The sequence below is a fragment of the Butyrivibrio sp. XB500-5 genome, from assembly GCF_003625505.1.
In the GTDB taxonomy this organism is placed as follows: Bacteria; Bacillota; Clostridia; order Lachnospirales; family Lachnospiraceae; genus Butyrivibrio.
In genome coordinates, this window is record NZ_RAIS01000003.1 from 118,058 (window position 1) to 131,508 (window position 13,451).

Sequence of the window (13,451 nt, forward strand, 5' to 3'; positions counted from 1 at the left end):
TTTATTTGGTATTTTTGAACGAAATATCATAAAAATTTATGAAAATATCATAAAATTCAATTTTGAAATAAACTGTATAGCGTATATAATAAAATTAGACCAATATAAGCTTTCGTAGTGAAAGGGGACAACATGGAAACAATTTACAGCAATGCCGAATACATCTTAAGATATGTCGTTGAATACTCAACGCTGCTACTCGAATTCTTCGGAATATGCATACTGGTCTTCACTGCGGTAAAATGCTTCATTTTCTGGCTTAAAAAGGATGAATCAATAAGACTTCAGCTTGCGCAGGGAATAGCGCTCGCGCTTGAATTTAAGCTTGGTGGAGAGGTCCTTAGGACAGTTGTAGTAAGAGAATGGGCAGAGCTTGGAATCCTGGGCGCAATAATCCTACTGAGAGCAACGCTTACATTCCTTATACATTGGGAGATAAAGAATGAGAAAGAGGCTCTTGAGCCGGGAGATAAGAAAGAAGCTCCTGAACCCGGGGAAAAGAAAGAGTGATCAGCGATTCTTCTTTTCAAAGTGCTGATAATCTTTGGAAGAATTCCAGTTTCCTCCCCAAGAAAAACCATGGCTTGTAAAGAGTTTGTAAGCCAGGTCGTTTTCATCAATTTTATATGGAAAATCTGCGGTTCTGTCGGCATACTTTTCACTTGTTGAAGGTGCTATGCTCATGGAACCGTTTTTATATTTGATCTGCGGATTGTATAAGGGATTAATATCTATAGCCAGTCCCTGTGCGTGCTTGGAAAGCTTGGTTCCGTTTCCTATGGGACGGTAGTTGAAGCAGGAAGTATTATTTGCTTCCATTGATGCTTCGTCATCCGCATCAAAATCATCTATGAGCTTAATGCTTTCTATTTGATAATTGTTATCATACAGCTCATAAAATATTTCCATAATATCGTCGGCGATGTCTTTATTACAGATCATTTCGCCTGTCTTGGTCTCTCCTTCGAAGTCAACATACAGCATAACACAATATCTGAGATTATCCAACGGAATTTCACAGTCTTTCGGATATGACACATTTGTTATCTTGGATACAATTGATTCCGGTAAAGCCTCGTAGTAGAAGCCGTCGGAGTAGTTGACTCTTGTGTCGGAAACGTCTTCGTCGGAGGAAAGAGAGGATGCATTTGTGACACTCGAATTGACTTCGTCAGTCGAATTCTCAGAAGCACTTTTTCCCAGAGAAGCAGATTCTGTAGAGGAATCTTTTGTCGAGGATAATTCCGTGGAATTTTCGTATGAAGTTGATGAGCTGTTTGAGGAGCTTGAAGAATCTGCAGCACCTGTACTTACGTTTTCCGTAGCAGGTTTTTTCTTGGCGTACTCGTCAAGAGTTTCGTGACCCGCAAGACTTCTTGCCATAATTGCGCAGACTACTATAAGTGCTATCAGAAAAAAGATATCTCTTTTGGATTTGTTGTTCATGTGGAAAAATCCCCCGATGCTTAATATATAAATGCGAATTTACTACATAAATAGTACCACATTTATGCTATAATATTTCGATATGGTAGGTAAAAAGAGATGATACGTACGGATAATCTTGTATTTGAATATATCAGAAGAGACGAAGAGGGCAATGTTGAGGGCATAACAAGAGCCGTTGATGACGTTAATCTTGACGTCAAGCCGGGGCAGTTTATTGCGATCCTTGGCCATAACGGATCCGGTAAGTCCACGCTTGCCAAGCATTTCAACGCTCTTTTGTATCCGACTGAAGGAAAAGTCATTGTTGACGGAATGGATACTTCCGACGGAGAGTGCCTTTGGAATATCAGGCAGGAAGCGGGAATGATCTTCCAGAACCCCGATAACCAGATAATCGGTCAGGTTGTTGAAGAAGATGTCGGATTCGGCCCTGAGAACATGGGAGTTCCCACGGATGAGATCTGGGAGAGAGTCGATGAGAGCCTTAGAGCTGTCGGAATGCTTGATTTCAGAAAATCATCGCCCAACCATTTATCGGGCGGACAAAAGCAGCGTGTATCGATCGCGGGCGTTATCGCCATGCATCCCAAGTGTATCATAATGGATGAACCGACTGCGATGCTCGACCCCAACGGTCGTAAAGATGTAATAAGAGCTGCGAGAGCACTTAATACGGTTGAGGGAATCACGGTCATTCTTATCACTCATTATATGGAAGAAGTTATTTACGCCGACAAGGTTTTTGTAATGGACAAGGGCCGCGTCACAATGGAAGGCACACCGCGCGAGATCTTTTCACAGGTCGACAGACTAAAAGAGTTAAGGCTCGGAGTTCCGCAGGTAACACTTCTTGCACACGAGCTTAAAAAGAACGGATTACCGCTTCCCGACGGCATTCTCACAAGAGAAGAACTGGTTGAGGAGCTTAAAAGGATAAAAAATGTCGCTAATACTTGATCATGTCAATTACATATACGATGAAGATACCGCAATGGCGCATCCTGCGCTTATCGATGTGAGTCTTCAGATTCCGGACGGCCAGTTTATCGGACTTATCGGACACACGGGTTCGGGTAAGTCAACACTCATACAGCATCTTAACGGACTGGAGACACCGACAAGCGGAGCTGTGTTTTTTAACGGAAAGGATATAAGCGATCCCGATTTTGATAAAAAAGAGCTTAGATCCAAGGTTGGACTTGTGTTCCAATATCCGGAGCATCAGCTTTTCGAGACGGATTGTTTTAAGGATGTGTGCTTTGGTCCCAAGAATCTCGGGCTTCCGCAGAAGGAAGTAGAGCTTCGTGCATATGAAGCCCTCAAAATGGTTGGCTTTGACGATGAGTATTTTTATCAGTCGCCGTTTGAGCTTTCGGGTGGACAAAAGAGAAGAGTGGCTATCGCGGGAGTTATCGCGATGAAGCCCGACGTACTTATCCTTGACGAGCCCACTGCAGGTCTTGATCCCAAAGGACGAGAGGATATTCTTGGACTTATAAAAAGACTCCACGAGGAAATGGGCATTACGGTCATACTTGTAAGCCACAGTATGGACGACGTTGCCGATTACGTGGAGAGGATTATAGTTATGAACAAAGGCCGCGTTGCCTTTGATGATGTTCCCGTCAATGTTTTTGCGCATTACAAGGAGCTTGAGGAGATCGGACTTGCGGCACCTCAGGTTACATATGTCATGCAGGAGCTTGCCAAGGCGGGCTTTAATGTTGATGCCAAGGCAACAACGATGGAACAGGCAAAAAATCAGATATTGAAGGCGTTTGGAAGATGCTAAGAGACATTACACTCGGACAATATTATAGAACAGATTCTGTCATTCACAGGCTTGACCCAAGAGTGAAGCTTGTGGCGACATTTATTTTTATCATTTCCCTTTTTGTGGTAAAGAATTTTTGGGGCTATCTTATCGCGGGAGTATTCCTTGCCGTGTGCATCAAGCTCTCCAATGTTCCTCCCAAATTTATCTTTAGGGGAATGAAGACTATCTTTTTCCTATTGCTGCTCACCATGGTGTTCAATCTGTTTCTGACACCCGGAACGGCGCTTGTAAGCTTCTGGAAGCTTACGATCACATACGAAGGACTTAAGATGGCATCTATGATGGCGATTAGGCTGGTGTTCCTTATTACAGGTTCATCCATCATGACACTTACTACAACGCCCAATAACCTTACAGACGGCATGGAGAGCGTGCTCGGGCCGCTTAAGAAGATCCGCGTTCCCGTTCATGAGATATCGATGATGATGTCGATCGCGCTCAGGTTTATTCCTATATTATTGGAAGAGACCGACAAGATCATGAAGGCACAGATGGCAAGGGGAGCAGATTTTGAGAGCGGATCATTGATAAATAGGGCTAAGAGCCTGGTTCCTTTGCTGGTACCTCTTTTTATATCGGCATTCAGAAGGGCTATGGACCTGGCAATGGCTATGGAAGCAAGATGCTACAGGGGCGGAGACGGCAGGACCAAGATGAAGCCTCTTATTTATAAAAAGAGAGACAGGATAGCCTACGGTGTCCTGTATTCATATCTGATCGTTGCTATTGTTGTCGGAAGGATATTGTTTAGATGAGCGAAATGCACAGAATAATGCTGACAGTTTCATATGACGGCACTTCTTACAACGGCTGGGCGCTTCAAAAGAGTACCCACAATACTATAGAAGAGATGCTTAACCGCGCTATTGCGGGGCTGACCGGAGAGACCGTTGAGGTTATCGGCGCAAGCCGCACCGACTCCGGGGTTCATGCTTACGGCAATATCGCTGTTTTTGATACCGCGTCGACCATTCCGGGAGACAGGTTTTCTTTTTGCTTAAATCATATATTGCCTAAAGACATCAGGGTTGTGGCTTCTGCGGAGGTTGCGCCCGATTTTCATCCAAGGCACTGTAATACGGAAAAGACTTATGAATACCGTATCTTAAATACCAAGATGCCTGTTCCTACCAAGAGGTTCTATACTTATCACTTCAGCATGCCTCTAGATGAGCAGCTGATGCAGGAAGCGGCGCAGTATCTTGTCGGAGAGCACGATTTTACCAGCTTTTGTAATGTTGAGTCGACAGCTCTTTCGCATGTTAGGACGATCAAGGATATCGAGGTTTTCAGGCACGGAGATGAGGTTATCATCCGCGTTACGGGCAACGGCTTCTTATATAATATGGTAAGGATCATAGCCGGAACGCTTATCATGGTCGGAAGGGGCAAGAACAAGCCTATCGACGTAAAAGAGATGCTTGAGAAGACGGACAGGAAGGCAGCAGGCCCTACAGCGCCGCCGGAAGGTCTTTTCCTTATAAAATACGAGTTCTTGGACGGCGTGCCGTACGTAAACGCCGAAGAGTGAGAAAACATGCGCCTTTGCGGTGTGTTTTTTTGAGGCGGAAATAGTGAGAAAATGTATTGACAATCGAGCAAATTGGGTTATATAATATCTTACTGTGTGACGCCATGTCCACTTTTATTTGAAAATGTCATATTGTTGTCCCGGTAAGCTACAATATGTACATCATATAATGTGAGAATCAGGTGAAGGGTTTTCGCATAGGTAACCAATTAAGTAATTGTTTTACTGGAGGAAATTCAATGAAAACTTATATGCCTAGTGCAACTACAGTTGAGAAGAAGTGGTATGTAGTTGATGCTACAGATATGACACTTGGACGTCTTGCTTCTAACGTTGCAAACGTACTTAGAGGAAAGAATAAGCCCATCTATACTCCCAACATTGATACAGGTGATTATGTGATCGTTATCAATGCTGAGAAGATCAAAGTTTCCGGTAAGAAGCTTGATCAGAAGATGTATTGGCACCATACAGAGTATGTTGGTCATCACAAGGAGTTCTCACTCCGTCAGATGCTCCAGGATAAGCCTGAGAGAGTTATCGAGCATGCCGTTAAGGGAATGCTTCCCAAGGGATCTCTTGGAAGAGAGATGTACACAAAACTCCACGTTTACGCAGGAGCTGAGCATCCACATGCAGCTCAGAAGCCTGAAGTATTGACATTTTAATCGGAGAGGAGAATATAAGAAATGGCAAAGTCATCTAATTACTACGGAACAGGTAGAAGAAAGAAGTCAATCGCAAGAGTTTACCTCGTATCCGGAAATGGAAATATAACAATCAACAAGAGACCTATCGATGAGTATTTCGGACTTGAGACACTCAAGGTTATCGTTAGACAGCCCCTCGTTGCTACAGAGACAACAGAGAAGTTCGACGTTGTAGTAACAGTTAGAGGCGGTGGCACAACAGGCCAGGCCGGTGCTATCAGACACGGTATCTCAAGAGCACTTCTTCAGGCTGATTCAGATGAGTACAGACCTGTACTTAAGAAGGCCGGATACCTTACAAGAGACCCTCGTATGAAGGAAAGAAAGAAATACGGTCTCAAGAAAGCGAGAAGAGCACCTCAGTTTTCAAAGAGATAATGCGCGTAGCAATGAGCCATGCGCTTGTAAAAAAGACATTCCAGATGGATGCTTGCATCCAAGCTGGGATGTCTTTTTTTGCAAGCATACGGCGAATGCCGCGACAACGAGGGATGCGTAGCATTCCGAGTCTGTCGGCATGGCGATAATCGAGGTGCCTCGTTGTTGCAGATTCAAAACCCCAGATTTTATCTGGTTTTTTTTGTTTTAGGTATATAAAAGACACATCAGGCACACCGTAGCCACACAATTGAGCCAAAAACAGAGAATTGAATTTGGAACATAGATTACGAAATGATGCTTCCTTTACGATTGCTTTTGCGTCTTTTATAATTAAAGCGGTGGTTTGTGGAATCTACATTTATTATAGGTGGTTATATGGGTAAATCAGATAGTGTTGCAGGATTTTCAGAGAGAATTATGTGAGTACCTAAAAGACTTTGATGCGACAGGATATGAATGGTACCGCCAAACAGGTGGGTACCACATTGTACTTTGGCTCTTACAAATGAGGATGATGAAGAAGTTTTTTATGAAGCAAGCAATCTGATTTTACACGAGTTCAAGAAAATGAGTGGTAAGTTTGTTTCTATTGGATTGGTAAAAGTATCTTTCCCTGTTGAGGAAATATATACCGCTGATCTGGGTGATTTAATTTTGGGTTTATAGGAGGAGAGGATAAAGAAAATGCATCATGTTGGAACACGAAGATTAGAAACAGATAGATTGGTCCTTAGAAGGTACATAAAAGAGGATGCGCAGGCTATGTATGACAATTGGGCATCAAGAGATGAAGTGACGAAGTACTTAACCTGGCCAACGCATACAAGTATAGAAGTAACTCAGAGTATAATCGATGAGTGGGTTAATGGATATTCAGCCGATAACTGCTATCATTGGGCTATAGTATTAAAAGATAATGGAGATGAGCCTATAGGCGATATTGCAGTTGTACATATGAAAGAAAAAGCGTCTGTGGCGCATATTGGCTATTGCATAAGTTCTGACTGGTGGAATAAGGGAATTACTTCTGAGGCATTACAGGCAGTTATCGACTTTCTCTTTGATGTTGTTGGCGTAGATCGTGTTGAAGCAAGACATGATTCAAAAAATCCAAATTCCGGCAAGGTTATGCAAAAATGTGGAATGAAGTATGAAGGAACCTTAAGGAGTTCTGATTGGAATAATCAAGGTATTTGCGATGCATGCTATTATGGAATGCTTAAGACTGACCGATAATTCTTCATCTTGATTAGTTGGACGGATTTAGATATATTATAGTTAGTGGATGCGCTGTGGAAACTCGAGATGCCCACAGCCCGGAGAGTTCATGCGTGAGCTCTCTTTTTCTTTATACGGTATTGCATTGGGCTATTCTGATTGGAAGACATTTACATTGGTAACACCTGTGGACAAAAGTCAAAATGTAAAATTCTATACAGAAAGATGCGGCTTTGATATCCAGTCTGAAGAAATGGATGGAAGTGTTAAAGTCTACAGATTCATATTGAGGCGGAAATGATGATAAAAGAAATCAGTGAAGAGGGTAAAGATATGAGCCTACAATTTGTAAAAGCAAGCACTTCTGATGCTTTGACACTTAATGGAATATCTAAAAGAGCCTTTGATAGCGATGTTCAGGTTGGAGCACCTTCAGCTGGTGGGCCACCTGGATATATGTCTGTTTCTTATCACACAAAGATGGCCAGATCAAATCACTTGTATAAGCTCACGGACAATGGACTAATTGTTGGCGGTGCGATTCTATTTTGGGAAAAAGACAAGTTGAACATCGGAAGGATCTTTGTAAGCCCGGAGCATTATCGCAAAGGCTATGGAGTCTACATGATGCAGGAAATTGAGACAATGTTTTCAGATGTAAAGGAATTTGTATTAGATACGCCCATTTGGAATGTCCGAACAAACGCCTTTTATACCAAGTTGGGATATGTGGAAGTGAGTCGGGATAATGAATTCATTTATTATATTAAGAAATGTGAGTGATGAAAGAGGAATTATCATTTGATAAAAATCGAATTATTATCAGAGACAAATTTCTGTTTAGAATCATTGGATTCATATAACAGAAAACAGAATGTAAATAAAGTATATCGAAGAATAGACGGAGAATATGCATTAGTAGAATGCAAATATACCGAAGATTGGGACTTAAGCCAAAAGCGTTCTGTGGCAAAGCAAATAAGCAGTGATGACTATATTACATACATCGCATTAGAAAATGATAAAGTTGTTGGCTTTATTGGGCTATTAAAGAAACTAAACGGTCCTTACATGATTCTTGATATGATGCAGGTATCTTCTGAATGCAGAGGCCAAGGTGTTGGCAGACGATTATTTGAATTTGGAAAAGCGGAAGCAATAAAAGCTGGGGCACAGGCTCTGTACATATCTGCCTGTTCTTCTGAGGAGACGATTGCATTTTACAGAGCAATGGGAAGTGGTCTGGCAAGCATTCCTATAAAAGAACTTGCTGAAAAGGAACCATATGACCTTCAGATGATCTGTTCTGTAATAGACTGAGGCACACGAGGTGATTTTTATGATAAGAAAAATGAAAGAGGAAGATTTGCAACAGTGTGGAGTGATATATGCTAAAGCGTTTCCTATAGAATATTGGGGGATTGATTGGAACCCTGATAATGCAAAAGAATATTTATTGGATTATTACGAGCAGAAAAGATTTGTAGGATATGTGTATGAAGAAGATGACGTGGTAATTGGATGTATATTTGCATTATGTAAGATATCAGGAAGTAAAAAAGAAATATATATTAACGAAATGGCAGTTTTACCTGAAAGACAGGGCCAAGGTATTGGCAGGCAATTATTGAAGACACTATTAGATTATAGTAAGGAATCAGGATATGCTGGAGTTGTCCTTTACACCAGTGAATATGCACCGGCTTCCAAATTCTATGAAAATAATGGTTTTAAACTGTCACAAGGAACTATCTGTATGTATTGTGAGTAAATTCCAATTTGTCTGGATGAAGGCATAGCCTTTTATCTCGCAATATAAATGAGTACGACAATTTCGGTTTGTAAAGATGAAAGGAAAAGAGCGGCTATGAATAGAGAAAAGATAGGATTTATGGCATATCTGAAAACGCATACGAGAGTGATTCATTATGCTTAAGCAAGAACATTGATGATTGGGATTATTATGCTTCATGTTATGTGTTGGAAAATGATGAAGTGGTTATGGATAAGTGCAAACTTCCATCGTTGGTTTGAAGTATAATTTGGAATGATGATGTAAACGCGGCTTCTCAGCTCACAATGCTGGGAAGCTGTTTTGTATATATAGAAACAATACCGATATTCTATGTGAAGCAGAGTAATGTCAAGATGGCACATAATAAGTATCTCGGATGACACATATGTTTATATTATGACAAAATGTGATATTATATGAGTTAGGCAAAGGCGCTGAAAAATATGGTACCTTTGCCTTTTTGTATGGAGGAATGTATGAAACCAATTATAGGCGTTATGCCACTTGTGGATGAAGAGAAGGATAGCCTCTGGATGCTTCCGGGGTATATGGATGGTATCAGTATTGCGGGAGGAATTCCAGTAATGTTTCCCCTAACAGCTGATTCGAAAGATATATCAGAGCTGCTTGATAAAGTGGACGGAATTTTGCTGACAGGCGGACATGATGTAGACCCAACGTTGTATGGAGAGAAAATGGTTTGCAGTTCAGTTATTCCATGTGGTCGTAGAGATGGCATGGAACAAGAATTGCTTAAACAAGCATTAGAAAAGGATATTCCTATATTAGGAATATGCAGAGGGATACAGTTCTTGAATGTGTATCTTGGAGGAACACTTTATCAGGATTTGCCATCACAGTATTCAACCAATGTAGAACATCATCAAGAGCCACCATATGATGTCCCTGTACATAGGGTGGATATCATCAAGGAAAGTAGTCTTAATGCCTTATTGAAAGTTAGTAGTCTTCCGGTAAACAGCTATCATCATCAGGCCATAAAGGATTTGGCTTATGGACTGAGAGCCATGGCTATATCAGAAGATGGACTTATTGAAGCAGTAGAAATGCCAGAAAAACACTTTGTTTGGGCTGTTCAGTGGCATCCGGAATTTTCGTATAAGGTAAATATTAGCAGCTTATCTATTTTCAATGAGTTTATAAAACATTGTATGAATTATCAAAACCATACAGTTACGAAATAATGACATATACGCGGAGAATTCAAAATTATGAAAAATAATATAATACAGCTTGCGGCCGCCGTGCCGGATATAAAAGTCGGTGATATAAAGTACAACATGGATCAGATTATTGAAATAGTGAAAGATCATGCAGACTGTGGAGTAATTGTATTCCCGGAACTGTCTGTGACAGGGTATTCCTGCGGGGATCTTTTTCTGAATGATTTGCTACTTGAGAAGTCAGAAGCTGCCATTTTTATGATTGCAAAAGAGACTGAAGGTACAGGAAATACTGTTGTATTAGGGACTCCGATAAGATATGTAAATAAATTGTACAATTGTGCTGCTGTACTCTCTGGCGGAAGCATTAAGGCGCTGATTCCAAAGACGTTTATTCCTAATTATTCCGAGTTTTATGAGGGAAGATGGTTTTCGTCAGGACGGGAAATAATTGGGCAAACTATAGAACTTGACGGAAATGAGATACCCTTTGGTGTAGATATTCTTGCTGAAGATACTATGACCGGAGCAATTCTTGGAGTTGAGATATGTGAAGATTTGTGGATTCCTGATAAACCAAGTACACATGCAGCTCTGGCTGGGGCCAATATCATCGCAAATCTCTCAGCTTCAGACGAACTGATTGGAAAACAGGATTATCGAAGGGCACTGGTATCACAGCAAAGTGGTGCATGTTATTGCGCTTATGTATATTCTGCCGCCGGAACCGGTGAAAGCAGCACTGATATGGTCTTTTCAGGGCATGCCCTGATAACTCAAAGCGGGAATGTTCTGAGAGAATCCATATTTCCTGAGTATCCTCATGCTGAGACTGCACTAATCGATATAGGTAGTATTATGCATGACAGAAGGAGGCAGAGTACTTTTGAGAACAATGCTACGTTATGCTATAGAAGGGTGCAGACAAACATAAGACCGATAGGCGGACCGGAAGCAAATATAGCACAAATGGCAAACATTCTTAAGAAATATGATTATCCTGTTTCCAGAAATCCATTTGTTCCTGCAGATGATGGCATAAGAGATATCAGATGCAGGCGAATTCTTCAGATTCAGGCCAATGGACTTGCAACACGAGTCAGGGCAACTGGTATTAAGAACTTAGTGATTGGCATTTCAGGAGGCCTGGATTCTACATTGGCGCTTATAGTATGCGCTGAAGCAAAAAAGATTGTTTCGGATATCTGTATTATTGCTTATACAATGCCGAACAAAGGTAATACTTCGGAACTGACATATGATAATGCCAATCGTATGATGAGACTTCTCGCAGATGAGATTCATGAAGTTCCAATAGAAGAAAGTGTTAAGCTGCATTTGCATCAATTGGGACATAGTGATAGCTATCAGGGTGAAGGTGATGTCACTTACGAAAATGCACAGGCCAGAATGCGTACCTATATTCTGATGGATGCTGCAAACATGAAAAATGCCCTGGTTGTGGGAACTGGAGATTTATCGGAATTAGCCCTTGGATGGTGCACATATAACGGAGATCATATGTCAATGTATGCTGTAAATGCATCGGTTCCTAAGACTTTAGTGAAATACATATGCAGTACTTATGCGTTTATGTGTGGAGATAAAGATCTTAAAGATGTACTTATTTCCATCTGTGAGACTCCGATTACTCCGGAATTAACCCCTAACAGTGATGGATGTATAGCTCAGTTGACGGAGGAAAAAATAGGTAAATACGATCTTAATGACTTTTTGCTTTTTTATACGCTTCGTTATGGGTTCGAACCATCGAGAGCGGCTGCATATATGTTAAAAGCTTATCCCGAGCTAAAATATGATGACGCAATAATGACAGGAAGGAATTTCTTTAAGCGGTTCTTCTCTCAGCAGTTCAAGAGAAGTTGTCTACCTGATGGTCCAAAGGTTGGTTCTGTAACCCTTTCTCCAAGAGGTGACTGGAGAATGCCTAGTGATGCGTCAGTGGCTATGTGGCTGGAAGATTTGAAGTAACTGATATTAGAAGAGGGGAGGCAGCGTTATATGGTTACGCTAAATGACTATCTTTACAATGGTGATACTGTTCTCAAGATAATTCAGATGTATTCGAAAGATTTAAAGGAGTCGTCCATAAAAACCGGGAATACTGTAGATATGCTTCATAGCAATTTTCTTATACGCATGGAGGAACTACTTGTTCACAACGACTTTCTTACCTCACAGTCCCAGAGAATCAGGGAACTCTATAAGTATATGACCAGACAATATCCGCAGCTGGCGTTTACTTTCAAGGGACGGATAAAGTCCTTAATAAGAGCTGAAGAGAAGTTTAATGCTTACATAGTTGAGACAATTTATAATTACTACAAGGAAAATGGAACATTTCCTGATACAGCGCAGGTAAAGGGGAAGATAGAGCGTTTTCGGGACCTTATCGCATACAGAATAGTTATTTCCATGCCAAAGTGTCATGTGAATAATCCTGATGAGAGAAAAGAAATAGAACTTAAGTACCTTTATGAGATAGCCAATATACTTCCTGATTTTCTTGAACAGCGAGGTTTCAGTCCGGAAATGTCGACTACAAATAGCGCAGATTCATCAGATATGTTAAAAGAATCTGTGAGGCCATATTTTAAAGACTATATCATTAATCCCAGCCCCTATGGTTATGAATCTCTTCATATTACTCTCTATGACAATGAGTCCCGTAGCTATGTTGAAGTACAGCTTCGTACAAAAGGCATGGATGATTACGCTGAAATAGGGCCTGCTAATCATCTGGGATATGAAAAAAGGCAGCAAAAAGAGCGAGCTAAAAGAAACAAGATTCCTCAGGGAGAATGTATCTTTTTTGATGAAGCCTTCGAAAGAGGAATGTTGCTCCAACAGCTAGAGCTTTCAAAGGTAGATGTAAATATGTTTGGCGCAATTAATAACAGTCTGATTAACGATGGATGTGGATTATACAGAGGGCGGTTGATTCTTCCATTTGAGCACTTGTCCAGATTTCAAAATGATGTAATTGATTAATAGAAGGAGTCTTATTCTTGGTAATAATAAATACAGCTATCGATGATTTTAGGAAATCTTTGTAGAAATATAACAATTGTCTTTTTTATTCTGCATCCGTATACTTGTATACAAACAAAGGCGTTTTGATTCACTTAGTGTTTCAGAGCGCCTTTTACTTTTTCTTTTTCATTTACCTATCTTACAAGAACTTTGGAGCAATGGCGCTTCGGTTTATACCGAGGCGCCATTTTTGTCCGGGAAGAGGCTGAAGAACTGGCATATCATTATCTGGATATATTTTATGTGATATAGCAAGGAGTGTATTTGTAAAATAGATGAAAACAAGCTTAGT

Annotated in this window: 15 protein-coding genes; 14 read left to right on the forward strand and 1 reads right to left on the reverse strand. The window is 40.9% G+C overall.

All coding sequences use genetic code 11. From position 1 onward, the window contains the following. The first annotated feature begins 132 nt into the window (after nucleotides 1–132). Nucleotides 133–510, forward strand: a complete 378-nt coding sequence (locus D6856_RS06985; RefSeq protein WP_120686310.1) for a DUF1622 domain-containing protein — start codon at nucleotides 133–135, stop codon at nucleotides 508–510. On the opposite strand, the gene D6856_RS06990 is transcribed toward D6856_RS06985, so the two are convergent. Further along, complete coding sequence (locus tag D6856_RS06990; protein WP_120686311.1) at nucleotides 511–1,446, reverse strand: M15 family metallopeptidase; 936 nt, start codon at nucleotides 1,444–1,446, stop codon at nucleotides 511–513. A 99-nt stretch (nucleotides 1,447–1,545) separates the two neighbouring features. On the opposite strand from D6856_RS06990, the gene D6856_RS06995 reads away from it, so the two are divergent. The 13 genes from D6856_RS06995 (at nucleotide 1,546) to D6856_RS07065 (ending at nucleotide 13,117) form a co-directional block, all read left to right on the forward strand. After that, a complete protein-coding gene (locus D6856_RS06995) occupies nucleotides 1,546–2,406 on the forward strand; it encodes an energy-coupling factor transporter ATPase (protein WP_120686312.1) in 861 nt (286 codons plus the stop codon). Beyond that, the gene (locus D6856_RS07000; protein ID WP_120686313.1) at nucleotides 2,390–3,241 is read left to right on the forward strand and encodes an energy-coupling factor transporter ATPase; all 852 of its coding nucleotides are present in this window, start codon (nucleotides 2,390–2,392) and stop codon (nucleotides 3,239–3,241) included. The genes D6856_RS06995 and D6856_RS07000 overlap by 17 nt, the downstream gene beginning before the upstream one ends. Next, a complete protein-coding gene (locus tag D6856_RS07005) occupies nucleotides 3,235–4,041 on the forward strand; it encodes an energy-coupling factor transporter transmembrane component T family protein (protein WP_120686314.1) in 807 nt (268 codons plus the stop codon). Before D6856_RS07000 ends, D6856_RS07005 begins: the two co-directional genes overlap by 7 nt. Nucleotides 4,042–4,046: 5 nt before the next feature. Continuing rightward, a complete protein-coding gene (gene truA, locus D6856_RS07010) occupies nucleotides 4,047–4,817 on the forward strand; it encodes a tRNA pseudouridine(38-40) synthase TruA (RefSeq protein ID WP_120686468.1) in 771 nt (256 codons plus the stop codon). A gap of 239 nt (nucleotides 4,818–5,056) precedes the next feature. Continuing rightward, nucleotides 5,057–5,485, forward strand: coding sequence for a 50S ribosomal protein L13 (gene rplM, locus D6856_RS07015; protein WP_026515581.1), 429 nt, complete (start codon nucleotides 5,057–5,059; stop codon nucleotides 5,483–5,485). Nucleotides 5,486–5,506: 21 nt separating this feature from the next. Beyond that, on the forward strand, nucleotides 5,507–5,905 hold the full coding sequence (gene rpsI, locus D6856_RS07020; protein ID WP_092247147.1) for a 30S ribosomal protein S9: 399 nt from the start codon (nucleotides 5,507–5,509) through the stop codon (nucleotides 5,903–5,905). A 687-nt stretch (nucleotides 5,906–6,592) separates the two neighbouring features. Beyond that, nucleotides 6,593–7,144 carry a GNAT family N-acetyltransferase gene (locus D6856_RS07030; RefSeq protein ID WP_120686315.1) on the forward strand — a complete coding sequence of 184 codons (552 nt, stop codon included), beginning with the start codon at nucleotides 6,593–6,595 and terminating at the stop codon, nucleotides 7,142–7,144. 279 nt (nucleotides 7,145–7,423) lie between these two features. After that, nucleotides 7,424–7,909, forward strand: a complete 486-nt coding sequence (locus tag D6856_RS07040) for a GNAT family N-acetyltransferase (protein WP_243114047.1) — start codon at nucleotides 7,424–7,426, stop codon at nucleotides 7,907–7,909. An 18-nt stretch (nucleotides 7,910–7,927) separates the two neighbouring features. Then, entirely contained in the window at nucleotides 7,928–8,446 is a 519-nt protein-coding gene (locus D6856_RS07045; RefSeq protein WP_120686316.1) for a GNAT family N-acetyltransferase, read from the forward strand. Nucleotides 8,447–8,465: 19 nt separating this feature from the next. Next, nucleotides 8,466–8,897 carry a GNAT family N-acetyltransferase gene (locus D6856_RS07050; protein ID WP_120686317.1) on the forward strand — a complete coding sequence of 144 codons (432 nt, stop codon included), beginning with the start codon at nucleotides 8,466–8,468 and terminating at the stop codon, nucleotides 8,895–8,897. A gap of 500 nt (nucleotides 8,898–9,397) precedes the next feature. After that, entirely contained in the window at nucleotides 9,398–10,126 is a 729-nt protein-coding gene (locus tag D6856_RS07055; protein ID WP_120686318.1) for a gamma-glutamyl-gamma-aminobutyrate hydrolase family protein, read from the forward strand. Nucleotides 10,127–10,153: 27 nt separating this feature from the next. Further along, nucleotides 10,154–12,097 (forward strand): NAD(+) synthase, encoded by a 1,944-nt coding sequence (locus tag D6856_RS07060; protein WP_120686319.1) that lies wholly within the window; start codon nucleotides 10,154–10,156, stop codon nucleotides 12,095–12,097. Between the two features lie 30 nt (nucleotides 12,098–12,127). After that, complete coding sequence (locus D6856_RS07065; RefSeq protein ID WP_120657355.1) at nucleotides 12,128–13,117, forward strand: guanosine polyphosphate pyrophosphohydrolase; 990 nt, start codon at nucleotides 12,128–12,130, stop codon at nucleotides 13,115–13,117. Nucleotides 13,118–13,451: the final 334 nt, after the last annotated feature.

What these genes read in the sequence shown, in the direction of transcription:
- D6856_RS07065 (WP_120657355.1), top strand. Translation starts at nt 12,128, where the DNA reads ATGGTTACGCTAAATGACTATCTTTACAATGGTGATACTGTTCTCAAG.
- D6856_RS06995 (WP_120686312.1), top strand. Translation starts at nt 1,546, where the DNA reads ATGATACGTACGGATAATCTTGTATTTGAATATATCAGAAGAGACGAA.
- D6856_RS06985 (WP_120686310.1), top strand. Translation starts at nt 133, where the DNA reads ATGGAAACAATTTACAGCAATGCCGAATACATCTTAAGATATGTCGTT.
- rpsI (WP_092247147.1), top strand. Translation starts at nt 5,507, where the DNA reads ATGGCAAAGTCATCTAATTACTACGGAACAGGTAGAAGAAAGAAGTCA.
- D6856_RS07040 (WP_243114047.1), top strand. Translation starts at nt 7,424, where the DNA reads ATGATGATAAAAGAAATCAGTGAAGAGGGTAAAGATATGAGCCTACAA.
- D6856_RS07060 (WP_120686319.1), top strand. Translation starts at nt 10,154, where the DNA reads ATGAAAAATAATATAATACAGCTTGCGGCCGCCGTGCCGGATATAAAA.
- truA (WP_120686468.1), top strand. Translation starts at nt 4,047, where the DNA reads ATGCACAGAATAATGCTGACAGTTTCATATGACGGCACTTCTTACAAC.
- rplM (WP_026515581.1), top strand. Translation starts at nt 5,057, where the DNA reads ATGAAAACTTATATGCCTAGTGCAACTACAGTTGAGAAGAAGTGGTAT.
- D6856_RS07055 (WP_120686318.1), top strand. Translation starts at nt 9,398, where the DNA reads ATGAAACCAATTATAGGCGTTATGCCACTTGTGGATGAAGAGAAGGAT.
- D6856_RS07050 (WP_120686317.1), top strand. Translation starts at nt 8,466, where the DNA reads ATGATAAGAAAAATGAAAGAGGAAGATTTGCAACAGTGTGGAGTGATA.
- D6856_RS07030 (WP_120686315.1), top strand. Translation starts at nt 6,593, where the DNA reads ATGCATCATGTTGGAACACGAAGATTAGAAACAGATAGATTGGTCCTT.
- D6856_RS06990 (WP_120686311.1), bottom strand. Translation starts at nt 1,446, where the DNA reads ATGAACAACAAATCCAAAAGAGATATCTTTTTTCTGATAGCACTTATA.
- D6856_RS07000 (WP_120686313.1), top strand. Translation starts at nt 2,390, where the DNA reads ATGTCGCTAATACTTGATCATGTCAATTACATATACGATGAAGATACC.
- D6856_RS07005 (WP_120686314.1), top strand. Translation starts at nt 3,235, where the DNA reads ATGCTAAGAGACATTACACTCGGACAATATTATAGAACAGATTCTGTC.